This is a genomic window from Pseudomonas sp. PVC-3-1 (assembly GCF_057444315.1).
The window spans coordinates 1,151,334-1,171,212 of sequence record NZ_CM172023.1 but is presented as its reverse complement, the minus strand read 5'-3'; the positions used below and the strand labels follow the sequence as shown (position 1 = coordinate 1,171,212).

17 protein-coding genes are annotated in these 19,879 nt (G+C 65.3%); 3 read left to right on the top strand and 14 right to left on the bottom strand.

Annotation, left to right across the window (positions count from 1 at the left end; translation table 11 throughout):
* Positions 1 to 15: 15 nt before the first annotated feature.
* From etfB to gbcA, 7 genes are all read right to left on the bottom strand, one after another.
* Complete coding sequence (gene etfB / locus AC2T4A_RS05540) at positions 16 to 792, bottom strand: electron transfer flavoprotein subunit beta (protein WP_486742888.1); 777 nt, start codon at positions 790 to 792, stop codon at positions 16 to 18.
* A gap of 113 nt (positions 793 to 905) precedes the next feature.
* The gene (etfA, locus tag AC2T4A_RS05535) at positions 906 to 2,138 is read right to left on the bottom strand and encodes an electron transfer flavoprotein subunit alpha (RefSeq protein ID WP_486742887.1); all 1,233 of its coding nucleotides are present in this window, start codon (positions 2,136 to 2,138) and stop codon (positions 906 to 908) included.
* A gap of 133 nt (positions 2,139 to 2,271) precedes the next feature.
* Positions 2,272 to 4,254: a dimethylglycine demethylation protein DgcB gene (dgcB, locus tag AC2T4A_RS05530; protein WP_478377026.1), complete on the bottom strand. Its 1,983-nt coding sequence runs from the start codon at positions 4,252 to 4,254 to the stop codon at positions 2,272 to 2,274.
* A gap of 191 nt (positions 4,255 to 4,445) precedes the next feature.
* Complete coding sequence (gene dgcA, locus AC2T4A_RS05525; RefSeq protein WP_486742886.1) at positions 4,446 to 6,506, bottom strand: dimethylglycine demethylation protein DgcA; 2,061 nt, start codon at positions 6,504 to 6,506, stop codon at positions 4,446 to 4,448.
* 93 nt (positions 6,507 to 6,599) lie between these two features.
* A complete protein-coding gene (locus tag AC2T4A_RS05520) occupies positions 6,600 to 7,130 on the bottom strand; it encodes a 4-vinyl reductase (RefSeq protein ID WP_017521557.1) in 531 nt (176 codons plus the stop codon).
* Positions 7,131 to 7,255: 125 nt separating this feature from the next.
* Complete coding sequence (locus AC2T4A_RS05515) at positions 7,256 to 8,233, bottom strand: dipeptidase (RefSeq protein WP_416744320.1); 978 nt, start codon at positions 8,231 to 8,233, stop codon at positions 7,256 to 7,258.
* Positions 8,234 to 8,762: 529 nt separating this feature from the next.
* The gene (gene gbcA / locus AC2T4A_RS05510; RefSeq protein WP_416744318.1) at positions 8,763 to 10,052 is read right to left on the bottom strand and encodes a glycine-betaine demethylase subunit GbcA; all 1,290 of its coding nucleotides are present in this window, start codon (positions 10,050 to 10,052) and stop codon (positions 8,763 to 8,765) included.
* Between the two features lie 425 nt (positions 10,053 to 10,477).
* On the opposite strand from gbcA, the gene gbcB reads away from it, so the two are divergent.
* Complete coding sequence (gbcB, locus tag AC2T4A_RS05505; protein ID WP_416744317.1) at positions 10,478 to 11,581, top strand: glycine-betaine demethylase subunit GbcB; 1,104 nt, start codon at positions 10,478 to 10,480, stop codon at positions 11,579 to 11,581.
* 235 nt (positions 11,582 to 11,816) lie between these two features.
* Here gbcB and fusA read toward each other — a convergent pair whose 3' ends face one another.
* The 3 genes from fusA to AC2T4A_RS05490 all read right to left on the bottom strand — a co-directional run bounded on the left by fusA (position 11,817) and on the right by AC2T4A_RS05490 (position 14,778).
* Positions 11,817 to 13,865 carry an elongation factor G gene (fusA, locus tag AC2T4A_RS05500; RefSeq protein ID WP_486742885.1) on the bottom strand — a complete coding sequence of 683 codons (2,049 nt, stop codon included), beginning with the start codon at positions 13,863 to 13,865 and terminating at the stop codon, positions 11,817 to 11,819.
* Positions 13,866 to 14,196: 331 nt separating this feature from the next.
* Positions 14,197 to 14,514 carry a hypothetical protein gene (locus AC2T4A_RS05495; protein ID WP_486742884.1) on the bottom strand — a complete coding sequence of 106 codons (318 nt, stop codon included), beginning with the start codon at positions 14,512 to 14,514 and terminating at the stop codon, positions 14,197 to 14,199.
* 105 nt (positions 14,515 to 14,619) lie between these two features.
* Positions 14,620 to 14,778: a hypothetical protein gene (locus tag AC2T4A_RS05490; RefSeq protein WP_416744312.1), complete on the bottom strand. Its 159-nt coding sequence runs from the start codon at positions 14,776 to 14,778 to the stop codon at positions 14,620 to 14,622.
* Between AC2T4A_RS05490 and AC2T4A_RS05485 the strand changes: the two genes are divergently transcribed.
* The gene (locus AC2T4A_RS05485; RefSeq protein ID WP_017521552.1) at positions 14,777 to 15,094 is read left to right on the top strand and encodes a heavy metal-binding domain-containing protein; all 318 of its coding nucleotides are present in this window, start codon (positions 14,777 to 14,779) and stop codon (positions 15,092 to 15,094) included. The genes AC2T4A_RS05490 and AC2T4A_RS05485 overlap by 2 nt on opposite strands.
* Before the next feature lie 241 nt (positions 15,095 to 15,335).
* On the opposite strand, the gene AC2T4A_RS05480 is transcribed toward AC2T4A_RS05485, so the two are convergent.
* The 4 genes from AC2T4A_RS05480 to AC2T4A_RS05465 form a co-directional block, all read right to left on the bottom strand.
* Complete coding sequence (locus tag AC2T4A_RS05480; protein ID WP_416744311.1) at positions 15,336 to 16,379, bottom strand: threonine aldolase family protein; 1,044 nt, start codon at positions 16,377 to 16,379, stop codon at positions 15,336 to 15,338.
* A 76-nt stretch (positions 16,380 to 16,455) separates the two neighbouring features.
* Positions 16,456 to 16,887 carry a hypothetical protein gene (locus AC2T4A_RS05475; protein ID WP_416744309.1) on the bottom strand — a complete coding sequence of 144 codons (432 nt, stop codon included), beginning with the start codon at positions 16,885 to 16,887 and terminating at the stop codon, positions 16,456 to 16,458.
* Positions 16,888 to 17,006: 119 nt separating this feature from the next.
* Positions 17,007 to 17,687: a hypothetical protein gene (locus AC2T4A_RS05470; RefSeq protein ID WP_416744308.1), complete on the bottom strand. Its 681-nt coding sequence runs from the start codon at positions 17,685 to 17,687 to the stop codon at positions 17,007 to 17,009.
* Positions 17,688 to 17,752: 65 nt separating this feature from the next.
* Positions 17,753 to 18,274, bottom strand: a complete 522-nt coding sequence (locus tag AC2T4A_RS05465; protein ID WP_486742883.1) for a hypothetical protein — start codon at positions 18,272 to 18,274, stop codon at positions 17,753 to 17,755.
* Between the two features lie 240 nt (positions 18,275 to 18,514).
* Here AC2T4A_RS05465 and glyA point away from each other — a divergent pair, with 240 nt between their 5' ends.
* Positions 18,515 to 19,768, top strand: coding sequence for a serine hydroxymethyltransferase (gene glyA, locus AC2T4A_RS05460; RefSeq protein WP_478376999.1), 1,254 nt, complete (start codon positions 18,515 to 18,517; stop codon positions 19,766 to 19,768).
* Positions 19,769 to 19,879 lie beyond the last annotated feature (111 nt).

Below are 19,879 nucleotides of genomic sequence, written 5' to 3'. Positions count from 1 at the left end.
ACCAAAGCTGTAACGTCAGATGCGAATCACGCCTTCCTCGCGCAGCAGCTTGAAGATCGCCTCCGCGCCGGCCTCCGGCGTAACGTCCTTGAGCACTTGCCCGGTACCACCGGAAGCCTTGGCGGTGGCGGCCTTCATACGCTCGGCGCCGGTCTTGGCCTTGATCACCTTCAGGCGCTTGGGACGCGGGCGCGCCGGTTGCAGGTTGCCCTCGGCGAGCAGTGGATCTTCCACTACCTCAACTTCGTGCGCCTCCAGATAGCCACGGCGAGCCGGACCGAAAGCGCTCTGGCGAGCCACCGGCGCGGCGTTATCGACGCTGGCGACGAAGGGCAGGCGCACCTTCAGCCGGCGGCGCTGGCCACGGGGCAGTGCCTGCAATACCTGGGCGCTTCCGCCTTCCACCTTCTCCACTTCCGCCAGACCGACCACCAGCGGCCAGCCCAGGCGCTCGGCCAGCAGGAACGGCAACATGCCGGAGCCTTCACCGGTTTCCGCCTGGGTGCCGGTGAGCACCAGTTGCGCATCGCTGTCGCCCAGGTAGACCGCCAGCGCCGGCAGGGCATCGGCGCCAGCGGGTTGCTCGAGCACGGCCAGTTCGTCCAGGCCCATGCCGAGGTAGCTGCGCAGCGCCTCCTCTGCGGCATCACCGGCATGTACCACGCGCAGGCGCTTGCCGGCGAGGCCCATGCCCAGCTCTACCGCGCGGGCATCCTGGTCGGCGCGGCGCGCACGACCGGAGGCCGGGTGGGCGCCGATGGAAACCAGGGCGACGATGTTCAGGTCATTCATGAGACACCTCGGAAGCGGTGTAGGAGCCAGCTTGCTCGCGAATCTCTGGGCTTGGCAGGTTCGCGAGCAATGACGATGGCGTCCCCCTCGCTCCTGCGAAGGGCATTCCGGATTCAGGCTGCATCGCGCGCCGCTCCATTGCGATGGGCGTCGGCCAGGGCCATCAGCGCCTTGAGGATCGCCGTGGAATCACCGATCACCGAGAGATCGGCGCGTTTGATCATGTCGCAGCCCGGGTCCATGTTGATCGCCACCACCTTGTCGCAGGAGCCGATGCCCTGCAGATGCTGGATCGCCCCGGAAATGCCGACCGCCAGATAGACCCGCGCGGTGACCCAGGTCCCGGTGGCGCCGACCTGGCGCGCGCGCGGCATGTGGCCGTCGTCCACCGCCACGCGGGAAGCACCCTCGGTGGCGCCAAGGGCGACAGCGGCGCGGTGGAACAGGTCCCAGTCCTTCACCCCATTGCCGCCGGAGAGGATGAATTCCGCTTCGGCCATGGGAATCTGCGCCGGGTCCACGGCCACCGGGCCGAGGTCTTCGATGCGCGGGATATTGCGCGCAACGCTGGAATCCAGCTCCACCGCGCGGGCTTCATGACGAGTCTCGCTGACCGGCTCGGCGCACTCGGCGGCGGCCAGGATCAGGCGTGGCAGCTCGCGGTGCAGGTCCTGCTGGCCGGCGCCGGCGCGGCCGACGCAGCGTTCGCCCTCGGCCTGCCAGACGCGGGTCGCCGGGCGTTCGCCCAGGCTCGCGGCCAATCGGCGGCCGAGTTCGCCGCCGCCGCTGCGGCTGTCGGGCAGCAGCCAGTGGCGCGGGGCAAACTGGCTGTTGGCCGAGCGCAGCGCCAGGACGCGTTGCTCCGGCGCATAGCCGTCGTATTCGTTACCCTCGATCTGCAGCAGACGGTCGACGCCGGCGGTATCGAAGGCGCTTTCCTTGTGCTCGCCGAAGATCACGGCCAGCACCGCGCCGTCGCTGCCGGCGAGCTTACGAGCCAGGCCCAGCAGGTCGCGGTCGTGGCTGGAAAGGCGGCCGCCGACCATGTCCGGCACCACGGCAATCAGGAAGGCCGGTTGCTCGAGGGTTACCAGCGGCAGCTGCACCACTTCCGGCGCGCTGCTGCGCTTGCCGCCCGTGCCCTGCTGACCACCGGAGCGGTCGATTCGTTTGACGCCATTGGGGCCGATGAAACCGACGGCGTGGGGGTTCTTGCGCAGCACGCCGTTGGGACCCATCCAGCGGGTTTCGCCGCCCTGGGCCGACTGCATGGCCGCATGCAGTGGGTGCAGGCGGTTGCGGGCGATCCACTCGGCGCGCGGGTCGCGGCGGATGATGTCGCTCATGGCTGGGCCTCCAGAGGGCGGTTCTTTATTGTAGGAGCGAGCTTGCTCGCGAACGGATCAGCACCGAAGTTGGGGCGGTTCGCGAGCAAGCTCGCTCCTACAGGTTCGTGCAGCGTACGAGTCTGGAGAGTCATCAGTGCACCTCCGCCGTTTCTTCACGGCGCGCCAGCGAAGGCTTTTTTGCCGGCACCTCGGTGGCCTCGATGAGGACCTCGGCGACCAGTTCGGCGATGTCCTTGATCTCCGGGCGCGGCGCGACCACGCCTTCGAGCATCGCGGTGCATTGCGGGCAACCGACGGCCACCAGCTCAGCGCCGGTTTCCTTGATGTCGGCCATGCGCATGTCGGGAATCCGCTGCTTGCCGGGGATGTCGGTGATCGGCGCGCCGCCGCCACCGCCGCAGCAACGCGAGCGGAAGCCGGAACGCTGCATTTCCTTGACCTCGATACCGATGGCCTTGAGCACGGCGCGCGGCGCTTCGTACTCGCCGTTGTAGCGGCCGAGGTAGCACGGGTCGTGGTAGGTCACGCTGCCGGCCTTGCTCTGGCCGAGATTCAGCGAGCCCTTCTGCACCAGTTCATCGATGAAGGTCGTGTGGTGCAGCACCTGGTAGTTGCCGCCCAGCGCGCCGTACTCGTTCTTCAGCACATGGAAGCTGTGCGGGTCGCAGCTGACGATGCGCTTGAAGCGGTACTTGGCCAGGGTGGCGATGTTGCGCTTGGCCAGGGTCTGGAAGGTGGCTTCGTCACCCAGGCGACGGGCCACGTCGCCGCTGTCGCGCTCTTCCAGGCCGAGCACGGCGAAGTCGACGTTGGCGGCCTTGAGGATCTTCACGAAGGACCGCAGAGTGCGCTGGTTGCGCATGTCGAAGGCGCCGTCGCCGACCCAGAACAGCACATCGGTCTGCGGCTTGTCGGCCAGCAACGGCAGGTTCAGGTCCGCCGCCCAGTTCAGCCGCCCGCCGGGAGCGAAGCCGCCGGGGTTGTCGGTGGCGATGAGGTTTTCCAGCACCTCGGCACCCTTGTTCGGGGTCGCGCCCTTTTCCAGGGTGAGATGGCGGCGCATGTCGACGATGGCGTCGACGTGCTCGATCATCATCGGGCACTCCTCGACGCAGGCGCGGCAGGTGGTGCAGGACCAGAGGGTTTCGGCATCCACCAGTGCCTTGCCGTCCAGCGCGACAATCGGCTGGTGCGGACCGCCGCTGTGTTCGCCCAATGGCTTACCCCTGCCGTCAAGGGATGGGTAAGGGGAGCCGGCGAAGTTGGCGTCGTTGCCACCGGCGAGGCCGATGACCATGTCCTGGATGAGCTTCTTCGGGTTCAGCGGCTGGCCGGCGGCGAAGGCCGGGCACATGGCCTCGCACTTGCCGCACTGCACGCAAGCGTCGAAACCGAGCAACTGGTTCCAGGTGAAGTCGGTGGGCTTCTCGACGCCCAGCGGCGCCATCGGGTCCTGCAGGTCCAGCGGTTTGAGGCCGGTGGAGCGGCCGCCACCGAAGCGCTCCGAACGACGGTGCCAGGCCAGGTGCAGGGCACCGGCGAAGGCGTGCTTCATCGGGCCGCCCCAGGTCATGCCGAAGAACAGCTCGGACACGCCCCAGGCCACGCCGATGGCGAGGATGGCTGCGAGGAACCACCCGCCGAAACCTTCCGGCAGGATGCCCGCCACCGGCAGGGTGGCGATGAAGAAGCTCGCCGAGAACATCAGCAGGCTTTTCGGCAGGCGCATCCACGGGCCTTTCGACAGCCGTGACGGCGGGTCGAGGCGGCGCTTGGCGACGAACAGCGCGCCGCAGAACATCAGCGCAGTGGCGGCCAGCAGGGCGAAGCCGAGAATGCGACTGTGCAGGCCGAAACCGTGCACCAGGATGGCCAGCAGCGCGGCCAGCACGAAGCCGCCGGCAGTGGCCACGTGGGTTTTCGACATGTACTTGTCGCGCTCGACCACATGGTGCAGGTCCACCAGGTAGCGACGCGGCATCTTCAGCAGGCCGCCGATCCAGTCAACCTGGGCGGGCCGGCCACGGCGCCACATCGCGAAGCGCTTCACGGCGCCCAGCACGGCGAGGCCGAGGGCGGCGAAGAGCAGGATGGGGAGGATGATGTTGAGCATTGTCATTGGTCTCCTCGCAGGGACCGAAATGGGGACTCCAGAGCAGTCCCCTCTCCCTTCAGGGAGAGGGTTAGGGAGAGGGCGTTCGAGCCGGCACTGCGCATGGCCTGAAACACCCTCTCCCCCCGCCCTCTCCCGCAAGCGGGAGAGGGAGCTATCCGAGCCAACCGGAGGTCCTTAGCGGGCCTGAATCAGAAGTCCTTGCACAGGCGCAGCGCGTCATAGATCGCCGCATGGGTGTTGCGCTGTGCCACGCAGTCGCCGATGCGGAACAGCAGGTAACCTTCGCCTGGCTCGGAAAGGCACGGCTGCGGCTTGATCGCGAACAGCGCCTCGACGTCGATCTGCCCCTTGTTGCGCGAGCCCTGTTTGAGCGCGTAGTACAGGCTCTCGTCCGGGCGCACGCCGTTCTCGACGACGATCTGGTCGACCACCCGCTCCTCTTTGGCGCCGGTGTATTCGTTCTCCAGCACCGCCACCAGCTTGTCGCCCTCGCGGTAGACCTTTTCCAGCATCAGGTCGCCGGTCATGATCACTTCCTTGGGGTACATGCTGCGGTAGTAGGTCGGGAAGGTGGTGCCGCCGATGGCTACGCCGGGCTTGATGTCGTCGGTGACGATCTCGACCTGGGCGCCCTTGTCGGCGAGGAAGTCCGCCACCGACATGCCGCTGAATTCGCAGATGGTGTCGTAGACCAGCACGTTCTTGCCCGGCGCCACCTTGCCGTCGAGCACGTCCCAGCTGCTGACCACCAGCCCGTCGGCGGCGCCCCAGTGTTCGTTCTGCTCGAGGAACGGATGGCCGCCGTTGGCCAGCACCACCACGTCGGGGCGCAGGTCCAGGATGGTGTCGGCGTCCGCGCCGGTGCCCAGGCGCAGGTCGACATTCAGCCGCGCCAGCTCCAGTTGGTACCAGCGGGTGATGCCGGCGATCTGGTCGCGCTGCGGCGCTTTCGAGGCCGTGGTGATCTGCCCGCCAAGCTGCTCCTTCTTCTCGAACAGGGTGACGTCGTGACCCCGCTCGGCGGCGACGCGCGCCGCTTCCATGCCGGCCGGGCCACCGCCGACGACCACGACCTTGCGCTTCACGCCGGTGGTCTTCTCGATGATGTGCGGCACGCCCATGTATTCACGGGACGTGGCGGCGTTCTGGATGCACAGCACATCCAGACCCTGGTACTGGCGGTCGATGCAGTAGTTGGCGCCGACGCACTGCTTGATCTGGTCGATCTGGCCCATCTTGATCTTGGCGATCAGGTGCGGGTCGGCGATGTGCGCGCGGGTCATGCCGACCATGTCCACGTAGCCGCCTTCGAGGATGCGCGTGGCCTGGTTCGGGTCCTTGATGTTCTGCGCGTGCAGCACCGGTACGTTGACCACTTCCTTGATGCCGGCCGCCAGGTGCAGGAACGGCTCCGGCGGGTAGGTCATGTTCGGGATGACGTTGGCCAGGGTGTTGTGGGTGTCGCAGCCCGAACCGACCACGCCGATGAAGTCGATCATGCCGGTATCGCTGTAGTACTTGGCGATCTGCTTCATGTCGTCGTGGGTGAGGCCGTCCGGGTGGAACTCGTCACCGCAGATCCGCATGCCGACGCAGAAGTCGTCGCCGACTTCCTTGCGCACGGCCTTGAGCACTTCCAGGCCGAACTTCATGCGGCCTTCGAAGGTGCCGCCCCACTCGTCGGTCCGCTTGTTGACGCGCGGGCTCCAGAACTGGTCGATCATGTGCTGGTGCACGGCGGACAGCTCGACGCCATCCAGGCCGCCTTCCTTCGCCCGGCGTGCGGCCTGCGCGTAGTTGCCGATCACCCGCCAGATCTCTTCCGGCTCGATGGTCTTGCAGGTGGCGCGGTGCACGGGCTCGCGAATGCCCGACGGCGACATCAGGGTCGGCCAGTTGAAACCGTCCCAGCGCGAGCGGCGGCCCATGTGGGTAATCTGGATCATGATCTTGGCGCCATGCTTGTGCATGGCGTCAGCCAGGTTCTGGAAGTGAGGGATGATGCGGTCGGTGGAGAGGTTCACCGAGCTCCACCATTCCTGCGGGCTGTCGATGGCGACCACGGAGGAACCGCCGCAGATGGCCAGGCCGATGCCGCCCTTGGCCTTCTCCTCGTAGTACTTCACGTAGCGCTCGGTGGTCATCCCGCCGTCGGTGGCGTAGACCTCGGCGTGAGCGGTGGAGAGCACGCGGTTGCGGATGGTCAGCTTGCCGATCTGGATCGGCTGGAACATAGACTCGAAAGCCATTGCGGCATCCTCACGGGATCAGAGGTTTCTTGTTGTCTGGCGGCCTTGCGGCTGCTTGTTCGCGAGCAAGCTCGCTCCTACAAGGGCGAAGGATCAGAGGGGTTTGACGACGAACAGGCCGTCGTCATGGCCTTCCTCGGCGCCGCTGTAGACCTGCTCGGCCACGGTGCGGATGTCGCTGCCGCGGGCCTGGAGAATCTGGTCCATGGCGCCGGCGAACCAGCCGGTGAACATGTAGTCGACCTTGCGGTTGACCTTGCCGTAGACGTAGACGAAGGCCGAGTGCTTCAGGCGCACCTGCGCAGTCCCCGCATCGAGGTCGATCTGCTCGATCTGGAACAGGCCCCAGCCGCGCTGGGACAGGCGCTTCATGTAGTGCTCGAAGACTTCCACGCCGACCAGGCCGTGGCACTCGGCTTCCTTCTCGCACCAGTGCCAGGCGGACTTGTAGCCGGCCTTGTAGAGGATTTCGGCATAGCGCTCGGCGCCCAGCTCTTCCTCGATGCCCATGTGGTTGTTGACGAAGAAGTGCCGCGGCACGTAGAGCATCGGCAGGGCGTCGGTGGTCCAGACGCCGGTTTCGCTGTCGACTTCGATGGGCAGTTCGGGGGCGTGTTTGGCCATGAGGTTTCGCTCCAATTCTTTTGGCTCCCTCTCGCTGGGGGAGAGGGTTGGGGTGAGGGGTTCTACGGGTGAGCGCAGCAGCCCTCACCCCGGCCCTCTCCCAGAGGGAGAGGGGGAAAAGCGGATCACTCGCCCCAGACTTCGCCGAGGACGCGCACCCAGTTCTCGCCCATGACCTTGCGTACCACGCGCTCGGGCATGCCGCGCTTGAGCAGGGTTTCGGTCAGGTTGGGGAATTCGCCCACGGTGCGGATGCCCAGCGGGTTGACGATCTTTCCGAAGTTGGTGAGGCGACGGGCGTAACCCTTGTCGTGGGTCAGCCACTCGAAGAAGTCCTGGCCGTGGCCCTGGGTGAAGTCGGTGCCAATGCCGATGGCGTCCTCGCCGACGATGTTCATCACGTACTCGATGGCTTCGGCATAGTCGTCGATGGTCGAGTCGATGCCCTTGGCGAGGAAGGGCGCGAACATGGTCACGCCGACGAAGCCGCCGTGGTCGGCGATGAACTTCAGCTCGGCGTCGGACTTGTTGCGCGGGTGCTCTTTCAGGCCCGACGGCAGGCAGTGGGAATAGGTGACGGGCTTCTTCGACTCGAGGATGACTTCCTCGGACGTCTTCGAGCCGACGTGGGACAGGTCGCACATGATGCCGACGCGGTTCATCTCCGCGACGATCTCGCGACCGAAGCCGGAGAGGCCGCCGTCGCGCTCGTAGCAGCCGGTGCCGACCAGGTTCTGGGTGTTGTAGCACATCTGCACGATGCCCACGCCCAGCTGCTTGAACACCTCGACGTAGCCGATCTGGTCCTCGAACGCATGGGCGTTCTGGAAGCCGAAGAGGATGCCTGTCTTGCCCTGTTCCTTGGCCCGGCGGATGTCGGCGGTGGTGCGCACCGGAATCACCAGGTCGCTGTTCTCGCGGATCAGCTTCTGGCTGGCGGCGATGTTGTTCACCGTGGCCTGGAAACCTTCCCACACCGACACGGTGCAGTTCGCGGCGGTCAGGCCGCCCTTGCGCATGTCCTCGAACAGCTCGCGGTTCCACTTGGCGATGATCAGGCCATCGATGACGATGCTGTCGGCGTGAAGTTCGGCTGGGCTCATCTTGGCGTCTCTCTATTCAGGCAAGGCTGGTGCGGCGGGACTTGTGCCCACGCTTTGCAGGCAGGATATCCCTGCCCCCGGAGGCGACCCGGTTCGAAAACGACCAGGGTCGTGCCGAAAGCGTCAACCTCGCGACATGGGCGACAGCGTTTGCGTCGTGCTGGGGAATGCGGGAGCTGGAGGGCGCGAATGGCTTGGCTCGCACTCCCTGTAGGAGCGAGCTTGCTCGCGAACGCTCTTCGTTACGGGACGCAGCGTGAGAGCTGAGAGCGCCCTCTCCCTAACCCTGGCTGGGGAGTGGGTGATACGGCGGCGGTGCCTAGCCCGCCAGGAAGAGGTTCGCGAGCAAGCTCGCTCCTACGGAAAGCCGCCTTCAGCGCTTGCGCCAGCAGGCAAAGAGGTTCCACGCCACCAGGCCGGTGACGAAAGCGGAGCTGCTGTAGAAGAGCATGGCGTCCACGTGGATTCCTCAGTTACGACAGCGCGCAACGACAACGCCCCCGAAACGGGGGCGCTAGGTGGCTAGGGCTTACTTCTCGGCGACCAGGCGGGCGTGGGCGGACTCTTCGCCCAGGTTGTTGAGCATCCGCTCGCTGTACCAGTCGAGGAAGTTGATCACGCCGAACTCGTAGGTCTTGGAGTACGGCCCCGGCTGGTAGGCGGTGGAGTTGATGCCGCGCTGGTTCTCTTCGGCCAGGCGACGGTCCTGGTCGTTGGTGGCATCCCAGACTTCGCGCAGGCGGGCGACGTCGTAGTCGACGCCTTCCACCGCATCCTTGTGCACCAGCCACTTGGTGGTGACCATGGTCTGCTGCGCGCTGATCGGCCACACGGTGAAGACGATCAGGTGGTCGCCCATGCAGTGGTTCCACGAGTGCGGCAGGTGCAGGATGCGCATCGAGCCCAGGTCCGGGTTCTGGATGCGGCCCATGAGCTTCTTGCTGCCCTGCTTGCCGTCCATGGTCATGGACACGGTGCCCTGCAGCAGCGGCATGCGCACGATGCGGTTACGCAGGCCAAAGCTGGCGTGGGCGTAGGGAATCTTCTCGGCATCCCAGGCGGTGGTGCAGGCGGCAACCTGGTCCTTGAACGCCTGGCTGGCGCGCGGGTCGGTAACGTCGTCCCACTCCAGCAGGGTGTTCAGCAGCTCCGGGTGCGAACCGTTGCAGTGGTAGCACTCGCGGTTGTTCTCCAGCACCAGCTTCCAGTTGGCCTTTTCCATCAGCGTGGTCTGCACCGCGACCTTGGTGTTCTCCATGTCGTACGGCTCCATGTAGTGCTCGAGCGTACGCAGGAAGTCATCGATGGCCGGCGGGTTCTCCGACAGCGAGATGAAGATGTAACCGCCGGCGGTCTTCACGTTCACCGGTTTCAGGCTGTAGTCCTTCATGTCGAAGTCGGCGCCCATCTCGGTGCCGGCGAACAGCAGGCGGCCGTCCAGCTCGTAGGTCCACTGGTGGTAGGGGCAGACCAGCTTGGCGACCTTGCCCTTGTCGCTGACGCACAGGCGCGAGCCACGGTGGCGGCAGACGTTGTGGAAGGCGTGGATCTTGCCCTCGGCACCGCGCAGGACGATCACCGGGTTGTCGCCGATCTGCAGGGTGAGGAAGTTGCCCTTGGCGGGGATCTCGCAGGTCATGCCGGCGATCAACCATTCCTTGTGGAAGATCTCCTGCATGTCCAGCTGGAACAGGCGCTCGTCGTTGTAGAAGGGCTGCGGCAGCGAGAAGCTGTGGTCGCGGCTGCGCAGCATCTCGGCGGTGGCCTTGCGGGCCGGTTCCAGCGGGTCGCCCAGACTCAGGGTAGTAGTGACGTCCATTGCTAGTCCTCATGCCGCAGCCGCGCTGGCTGCCGGCGGAAATAAGTGGCTGATACGGTTTGCCACGCAGGGCATTGGCAGCAGGTGCGCAGCGCGCCGAGTGCGCTTTCCCGCTGTCCTCGTTCAACCGTTTGGGGTTGCTCGGCATGGAGCTGAGTGTGGGGCCGCGAGCCGGGAATACCCTTATCCATGGGCGACACGGCCAGATCATTTCCCGACGCGCAAGGGCACGTGCCAGGCGGCAGGTCGCGATAAGCATGCAAATGTCGCTGGCAGGTAAATGCAGCGGCTGACGTCGTGCACACAATCCGCCCCATCAGGCATGCCGAAAGGCCCCGTGCTTTCTACGCTCAAGCGACGTAGGCGAATGGGGCCCGGCGCTGCCCCATCAGGCCCAGCACGGCCCGCGTGCGCGGAGAGACAGCATGTCGACGAACACCTTCCTCAACCCGGTCAACACCCAGACCTGGGCCAACGGCCGCCACCTGGTGCGCTGCGTGAAAGCCATCCAGGAAACCTGGGATGTGCGCACCTTCTGCTTCATGGCCGACGCGCCGATCATGTTCTTCTTCAAGCCGGGGCAGTTCGTCACCCTGGAGCTGGAGATCGAAGGCCAGCCGATCATGCGCTCCTACACCATCTCCAGCTCGCCCTCGGTGCCCTACAGCTTCTCCATCACCATCAAGCGCGTGCCCGGCGGCAAGGTCTCCAACTGGCTGCACGACAACCTCAAGGAAGGCGACCAGGTCCCGGTGCACGGGCCGGTGGGCAACTTCAACGCCATCGATTTTCCCGCCGAAAAGGTGCTATTCCTCTCCGGCGGCGTCGGCATCACCCCGGTGATGTCCATGTCGCGCTGGTTCTTCGACACCAACGGCAACGTCGACATGGTCTTCGTGCACAGTGCGCGCACGCCCAAGGACATCATCTACCACCGCGAGCTGGAGCACATGAACTCGCGGATCAACAACTTCAAGCTGCACCTGATCTGCGAGAAGTACGAAATGGGCGAGTCCTGGGCCGGCTACCGGGGCTTCCTGAACAAGGCGATGCTGCAACTGATGGCGCCTGACTTCCTCGAGCGCGAGGTGTTCTGCTGCGGCCCGACGCCCTACATGCACGCGGTGAAGCGCCTGCTCGAAGCCGAGGGCTACGACATGTCGCGCTACCACGAGGAAGCCTTCGGCCCGACCCCGCCGGAAGTGCGCGCCGACGTGAAGGAGCTGGCCGCCGAAGCTGCCGAGGCGCCGGCCGTGCCGCTGGCCGATCAGAACCTCGTCGAGTTCTGCGAGACCGGCAAGAGCATCCGCGTGGCGCCCGGCGAGACCGTCCACGCCGCCGCCGCCCAACTCGGCCTGCATATTCCGAAGGCCTGCGGCATGGGTATCTGCGGCACCTGCAAGGTGATGAAGCGCTCGGGCGAGGTGGAGATGGAGCACAACGGCGGGATCACCGACGAAGACGTCGCCGAAGGCTACATCCTGTCCTGCTGCAGCGTGCCCAAGGGCGACGTGGTGATCGAGTACTGATCACAGCCTGCCCCCATCCGTCCCACACGTTACCCACTGAGTTATCCACAGGAAGAAGGTGTCCCGAGGCAAGCTCGGAGACACCTTTGGCCGAACGACCTGGCCGCCTCGATCCCGCCTGCAACCCGCATGCCACCTGACTTTCGCCTTGCACGGGAGCACGCCCGGTGCACGCGCGCAGGTGCCCAGCCACGGGCCTTTTCAGGCGCCGGCTGCGACGAATATCCACATTCGCTCAATCTTCTTCCGGGGCGGCCTTGTAACCACTGGACAGGCGTTGCTGCACGTCCTGTGGGACGGCGCTGTAATGGCTGGAGGAAAGGCTATAGAGGCCCTGGCCGGCCGTAATGGATTTCAGCCGATTGGCGTAACCGTCCAGCTCCGCCAGCGGCACCTGCCCACGTACCAGCGCGACGCTGGCCGACAGCGATTCGGTGCCCAGCACCTGGCCGCGGCGGCCGGTCAGGTCGGCGGTGATGTCGCCCAGGTGGGTATCCGGCGTCGTCACCTCGATCTGCATAACCGGCTCCAGCACGATGCCACCGGCATTGCGCAGCGCATCGAGCATGGCCTTGCGTCCGGCGGCCTGGAAGGCGATGTCCTTGGAATCCACAGAGTGACTCTTGCCGTCGAACACCGTGACCTTCACATCCTCCACCGGAAAGCCGGCCAGCGGCCCGGCCGCCAGTGCCGAGCGCACGCCCTTCTCCACCGAAGGGATGAAATTGCCGGGAATCACCCCGCCCTTGATCGCATCGACGAACGCAAAGCCTTCGCCGCGCGGCAACGGCTCGATGCGCAGGAACACCTCGCCGAACTGCCCTGCGCCGCCGGTCTGCTTCTTGTGCCGGCTGTGGCCTTCGGCGCTGCGAGTCGCCGTCTCGCGGTAGGGCACGCTGGGGGCGCGGGTCTGCACTTCCAGCTTGTATTGGCCGGCCATGCGCTCCAGCAGGTAGCGCAGGTGCATTTCGCCCATGCCGCGCAACACGGTTTCCTGGGTGGAGGCGTTGTAGTCCAGGCGTACACAGGGGTCTTCGGCCTGCAGGCGCTGGAGTATCTCCGCCAGACGCTGCTCGTCGCCGCGCCGGCTCGCCTCGATGGCCAGGCCCTGCATCGGCTCGGGAAAGTCCAGCGGTTTGAGGTGGATATGGTCCTCATCATGGGAGTCGTGCAGCACCACGCCGTACTCCAGCTCGTCGACCTTGCTCAGCGCGCCGAAGTCACCGGGGATCAGCCATGGCGCCTCTTCATGCTTCTTTCCCTGCAGGCGTAGCAGGTGGCCGACCTTGAATGGTTTGCGTCCGTCGCCGGCGAACAGCTGCATTTCCCGGCGGATCGTGCCCTGGTGCACGCGGAACACGGCCAGGCGGCCGACAAAGGGGTCGATCACCACCTTGAACACGTGGGCCAGCACATGGGCCTTGGGATCGGGCTGGCAGGTCACCGGCTGTTCCCTACCCTTGTCATCGCTGCGCAGGAATAGCGGCGGATTGCCCTCGGTGGGGTTGGGTGCGAGGCGCGCAAGGATGTTTGCCAGCTCCGACACACCGGCGCCGGTACGGGCAGAGACAAAGCACAGCGGAATCAGGTGGCCTTCGCGCAGGGCACGCTCAAAGGGTTCGTGCAGCGCCTCGGGCGCCACTTCGCCCTCTTCCAGATAGTGCGCCATCAGCGCTTCGTCGACCTCCACCACCTGGTCCACCAGCGCCTGGTGCGCCTCGGCCACCGAGGAGAAATCCGCCTCGCCATCGGGATTGAAGAAACAATCCACAACCCGCGTACCGCCCTCCGCGGGTAGATTGATCGGCAATACCTCCTTGCCGAACGACTCGCGCAAACCCGCCAGAAGTCCCGGCAGGTCGATGCGCTCGGCGTCGATCTTGTTCACCACCAGCATCCGGCACAGCCCGCGCTCGCCAGCCCAGTCCATCATGCGGCGGGTGCTCAGCTCGATGCCGTTCTGCGCGTTCACCACCACCAGCGCCGTTTCCACCGCCGCCAGGGCCGGCAACGCGTGGCCGATGAAGTCGGGATAGCCAGGCGCATCGATCAAGCGGATGTGCGCGCCTTCATGCTCGAAGTACGCCAGAGCAGCGGCGAGGGAATGGTGGTATTCGCGCTCCATGGGGTCGGAGTCGCAAAGGGTATCGCCGCGCTCCAGCGAGCCCATGCTGGGAATCGCGCCGCAGTGCTGCAGCAGCGCTTCGGCAAGCAGGGTCTTGCCGCTGTCGCCGTGGCCGACCAGGGCCACGGTGCGGATCTGTTCCACCGAGTAACTGGACATGCTGAATCTCCCGCCCCCAGGGCTCTCTGGAGTATAGGCAGCAGCCCCCGGGGCCCTGGACAAATATTGATCACCCTCGCGCAGACCAACATTAGCGGGCCTCTCAGCGATCCATCCACAACCCGCCCACAAGTTCCTGGCAGAACGCTGCACAGCCACTGTGGAAAAACCGTCGGGAAATTCGCTGAAAGCCAGTAACGCCGCTACTTTCGGCATTTGGTCAAAAAACACACAGAAGAAGCAGGGGCGCGCTCCGCATGGCCTCCAGCGATCTGGATACAGGTTGTCCACACCTTCTGCGAGATTCAGCCAACAGGCATTGTGGAAAGTTTCATGCAGCCCCTGCGGCTGGGGAAAAGTCGCTGTGGATCAGTCGTTTGCCGACAAAGCTGATCACTCCTTGAACAACCCTCTGGAAGCCTCGCAGGACAATGCGCTGGCGATGTTTTCCACAGGAGGCGCACAGGAGGGTCAACATAAACCGGGGATAGCGGTGAAAGGATCGTGCACAGAAAAATCGCTGCAATCGATACACAGGCTCACAAGTGATTGAAAAGACGGGCTTGATCAGAAAATAGCCAGCTTTCGGCAAGCCACGCGCCATCAGCTTTGCAGGCACCTCCCAACAGTTTTTCCACAGGTTGGACAAGCTTGCCTCCACAGCGGCTGTGGAGATCTTCACAACCCCTTCCGTCACCCCTGTAAGCCACGAATAACGGGGATTTCATGAAAATGAACGATGAAAACGCGCCGTTCATGAAAGTGTCATGCCGCCGACATTTTCCACCAGGTTGTCCACAGCTTTATCACAAGGTTGCCGCGGATTTTCGCCAAACGCTGAAACATAGCCGGCGCGGCCTTCAGTGCAGTGCAGGGCTATGCTGGATTTCCCCAGCAGAGGAGCCAGCCCCATGATCCTGACCACCACCCCCACCATCGAGGGCAAGACCATCCAGGAATACCGCGGCATCGTGGTTGGCGAGGCGATCCTCGGCGCGAACGTGTTCCGCGACCTGTTCGCCGGCCTGCGCGACATCATTGGCGGGCGTTCCGGTGCGTATGAAAAGGAATTGGGCCGGGCGCGGGAGATCGCCTTCGAGGAACTGCAGGAGCGCGCCCAGGAGCTGGGCGCCAACGCCGTGGTCGGCATCGACCTGGATTACGAGGTGGTCGGGCAGAACGGCAGCATGCTGATGGTCAGCGTAAGCGGGACGGCGGTGCGTATCTGAGGAAACCACACCGGTTGCCGACTTGTAGGAGCGAGCTTGCTCGCGAATATCCGTAGCTTCGCTTCACACCGTGAGATCAGGCGGAATACGGTTCGCGAGCAAGCTCGCTCCTACAATAAGACCCACGACGCTCAAATATTGACCAGACCTTTGCAAGCCTTGCCGCCCACGGCCTGCAAGCATTCATCCACAGGTTTGAGACAGGTTGCGCGAGCAACCTTCCCCAGCGCCTGGGGACAACTCAGGCACCCATGACTTTCCGGATGTCCGCCGCCAGCGCCTCGACACGGGCGATCTCGGTGTCCCAGGAGCACATGAAGCGCGCGCCACCGGCGCCGATGAAGGTGTAGAAGCGCCAACCCAGTTGGCGCAGGGCTTCCAGGGCGGGCTCGGACATCTGCAGGAACACCCCGTTGGCTTCCACCGGGAACATCAGCTGCACGCCCGGCACATCGGCGACGCGCTCGGCCAGCAGTTGTGCACAACGGTTGGCATGGCTGGCGTAGTGCAGCCACGCGTCGTCCTGAAGCACGCCGACCCAGGGTGCGGCGAGGAAGCGCATCTTCGAGGCCAACTGGCCGGCCTGCTTGCAGCGGTAGTCAAAGCCTTCGGCCAGTTCGCGATTGAAGAACAGGATGGCCTCGCCCACCGCCATGCCGTTCTTGGTGCCGCCAAAGCAGAGCACTTCGACGCCGGCCTTCCAGGTCAGTTCGGCCGGCGTCGCGCCGAGAAAGGCGCAGGCATTGGAGAAGCGTGCGCCGTCCATGTGCAGGTGCAGGCCCAGCTCGCGGCAGGTGGCGCTGAGCGCCTGCAGCTCGTCAGGGCGATAGACGGTGCCGACCTCGGTGGCCTGGGTGATGGTGACCACGCGCGCCTTCGGGTAGTGGATGTCCTGGCGCTTGAGGGCGATCTCGCGGATCGCTTCCGGGGTCAGCTTGCCCTGGGCATCGGTACGCGCCAGCAGCAGCTTGGAGCCGTTGGAGAAGAACTCCGGCGCGCCACACTCGTCGGTCTCGACGTGGGCAGTCTCGGCGCAGATCACGCTGTGGTAGCTCTGGCACAGCGCCGCCAGGGCCAGGGAGTTGGCGGCGGTGCCGTTGAAGGCGAAGAAGACTTCGCAGTCGGTCTCGAACAGTTCGCGGAAGTAGTCCGAGGCGCGGGCGGTCCACTGGTCGTCGCCGTAGGCGCGCTCGTGGCCGTGGTTGGCCTCGGCCATCGCCGCCCAGGCTTCGGGGCAGATGCCGGAGTAGTTGTCGCTGGCGAACTGTTGGGTGTTGTCGGTCATGGGGCTGCCTCGGCACTGCACAAAAAATGTCAGTCAGCAGCGTAGCGAAAACCCCACGTCTCGTGCACCCGGCAGCTTACAGACGCTGGGTCACGTAGGCGGTCACGAACTGCTTGGCGTCCTGGGTGGCCGACAGCTCCTGGTCGTAGCAGACCTTCCGGCCATGGGCTTCGCCCGGCAACATCACCTCGCCGCAATCGCCGCGCAGCACCAGGGCAATCTGCTGTTCAGTGGTTTGGGAATGCAGCTTGAACAGTGATTCGTCCAGGAGACTGAGCCCATCCATGCGCAGGATGCGCATGTTCCAGGCGTGGTCGACGCCACCGATGCGCACCAGGAACATGTTGGCCCGGCGTGGCCCGATCTGTTCCAGCCAGACCTTGACGCCATCCGCGCCGCTGTAGGCCTTGACCTCAGGCAGGGGGGTCGCGGGCACCGGCACCGCCTGAGCAGCCAGCGAAAGCGCGGTCGCCAGCAGTAGCGGCAGACCTCTCAGCTTGAATTTCATGATCCTCCACCTCTGTCTCTGGCGATCGGTAATGAGCGATGCCGAGAATTTTCCTAAGAGCTAGGTGAGATGGAGGATCAGAAACTGGAATGACTTACTGTCAGATATCTCTCTATCTGTCAGGGCAGCTTGGTCAGTGCCATCTGCTCGGAGATCGGCACGAACAGCTCACGCAGGGACTGGGCGGTACCGCCGTTGGGCTTGTCCGGCGAGATCATGTTGAGCACGTAGCGGCCCTTGATCAGGCCGGTCATGCTCGACTCGCCAGCCTTGTCGTCCGGGCCCGGCACACTGATGGCCAGCGGGTCGCCCATGCGCGTACTGTCGATCACCGGCAGGTACTGCTCGCCGCCGAACTGCGCGGCGGTGCCGTTCTGCAGTGCGGCCTGGCGGGCCTGGTTGAGCAGTGAGACGTTCTTGGCGGTGGTGTCGCGCAGCTTGGCCTGGGCGGCCAGGTACTGCTTGGCGGCCTCGCCCTGCTGGTCGGCGCCCGGCGCCGGCAGGCCGGTGTCGGTCAGGGTCACGACCAGGTGCTGGCTGCCGTCGGCCTTGCCGTAGACGATGGTGGCGTCGTCGTAGCCGCACTCGCGGGACAGGTAGGGGTAGCCGTAGATGGCCTTGGTCGGCGGCAGCGCCTTCTCCAGCACATGGCCAGTGCAGCTGTCGCCGGCCGGGGTGGCCGCGGCGGCAGTGCTGGCGGCTTCAGGCGCCTCGGCCTTGGCGGGTTTGCTGTCGTCACCACAGCCCTGCAGCGTCGCGGTGAGCAGCAGGGCGGAAAGCAGAGTCAGGGAACGGTTCATGGCGTCCTCGCATTTCGTGAGGGGCGCAGTTTAGTCCCTTGGCCCAATGGTTCCTATCGGCAGCTTCATTGCGGGGGTTTGCAGACCCAGCGCCCCTGCTTCTCGTCATAGCCGGCATCGATCACCGCCACCCCGGCGCCGCGCGCTTCCAGGCAGAAGGTCTTCATGAAGGTCGCACGCTGACCATCCCCGGCACTGTCGCGCCCGCCGAGGGTGACGTTGTACAGGCCAGGCTCCAGGGGCCGCGCCGGGACTTTCTCGCGGAAGCCGGTGATTCCCTGGCCATAGGCGAAGCAGGTATCGCTGCGCAGTGGCACGCCCTGGTTCGGTTCGAGGCTGGCCGACGACCAGAACGGCTCGTAAGGCTCACGGGAGATCTCGATGGACTGCACCGCCACCTGCCGTTCATCCACCTGCAGCGTCCGGTTGAAGAACAGGCCGGGCGATTTGAACGCCGCGCCGCCGAAGCACAGGGTCCGGCCCCGCACCCAGACGTTGGCGTCGCCGTCGAACAAACGCGACATGCCCCAGGCCGGCGGCATCAGCAGGACAAGGCACAGCGATCCGGATAGACAGCAGCGTTTCATCGCCAGGGCTCCGCGGGCCGCGCCGTCCTGGCGCGGGCATGTCGCATTCTGACCAGCCGCTGCGCGCAATTCCACGCACCCGGTCGCTTTTACGCCCTTCACGGCATGTCGCAAACGCACCTACCCGCGACGTGCGCAGGCATCTGGACCGAATGAGCCAGTCATACCATCGCTGCCAAGGGGGCCAGTTTGCGCCTCGCACCAGCCATGGCGCTCCAGCGCGCCGCAGGGAGACCAGCGATGTTCAGCAAGCAAGATCAGATCCAGGGCTATGACGACGAACTGCTCGCGGCGATGGATGCCGAGGAAGCGCGCCAGGAGGACCACCTCGAGCTGATCGCTTCGGAGAACTACACCAGCAAGCGCGTCATGCAGGCTCAGGGCAGCGGGCTGACCAACAAGTACGCCGAAGGTTATCCGGGCAAGCGTTACTACGGCGGCTGCGAGCATGTGGACAAGGTCGAACAGCTGGCCATCGACCGCGCCAAGCAGCTGTTCGGCGCCGACTATGCCAACGTCCAGCCGCACTCCGGCTCCTCGGCCAACTCTGCCGTGTATCTCGCGCTGATCAACGCCGGCGACACCATCCTGGGCATGAGCCTGGCCCACGGCGGCCACCTGACCCACGGCGCCAAGGTCTCCTCCTCCGGCAAGCTGTACAACGCCGTGCAGTACGGCCTGAACACCGACACCGGGCTGATCGACTACGACGAGGTCGAACGCCTGGCGCTGGAGCATAAGCCCAAGATGATCGTTGCCGGCTTCTCCGCCTACTCCAAGACGCTGGACTTCCCGCGCTTCCGCGCCATCGCCGACAAGGTCGGGGCGCTGCTGTTCGTCGACATGGCCCACGTCGCCGGCCTGGTTGCCGCCGGCCTGTACCCGAACCCGCTGCCCTACGCCGACGTGGTCACCACCACCACCCACAAGACCCTGCGCGGCCCGCGTGGCGGCCTGATCCTGGCCAGATCCAACGAAGAGATCGAGAAGAAGCTCAACTCCGCCGTCTTCCCCGGTGCCCAGGGTGGCCCGCTGATGCACGTGATCGCCGCCAAGGCGGTGTGCTTCAAGGAAGCGCTGGAGCCCGGCTTCAAGGACTACCAGGCCCAGGTGATCAAGAACGCCCAGGCCATGGCCAAGGTATTCATCGAGCGTGGCTACGACGTGGTGTCCGGCGGCACCGACAACCACCTGATGCTGATCAGCCTGGTGAAGCAGGGCCTGACCGGCAAGGAAGCGGACGCCGCCCTCGGCCGCGTCGGCATCACCGTGAACAAGAACGCCGTGCCGAACGACCCGCAGAGCCCGTTCGTCACCTCCGGCATCCGCATCGGCACCCCGGCGGTCACCACCCGTGGGCTGAAGGAAGAACAGTGCCGCGAGCTGGCCGGCTGGATCAGCGACGTGCTGGACCACCTGGGCGACGCCGACGTGGAGGCGAAAGTCGCCACCCAGGTCGCCGGGCTGTGCGCGGACTTCCCGGTCTACCGCTAAGTCTTCCGGCCACGCTTTTGTAGGAACGAGGGGGGCGCCTAGCCCTTGCTCGCGAACCAGCCCCGCCGCGAGGCCATTCGCGAGCAAGCTCGCTCCTACGAAGAGCGGCAC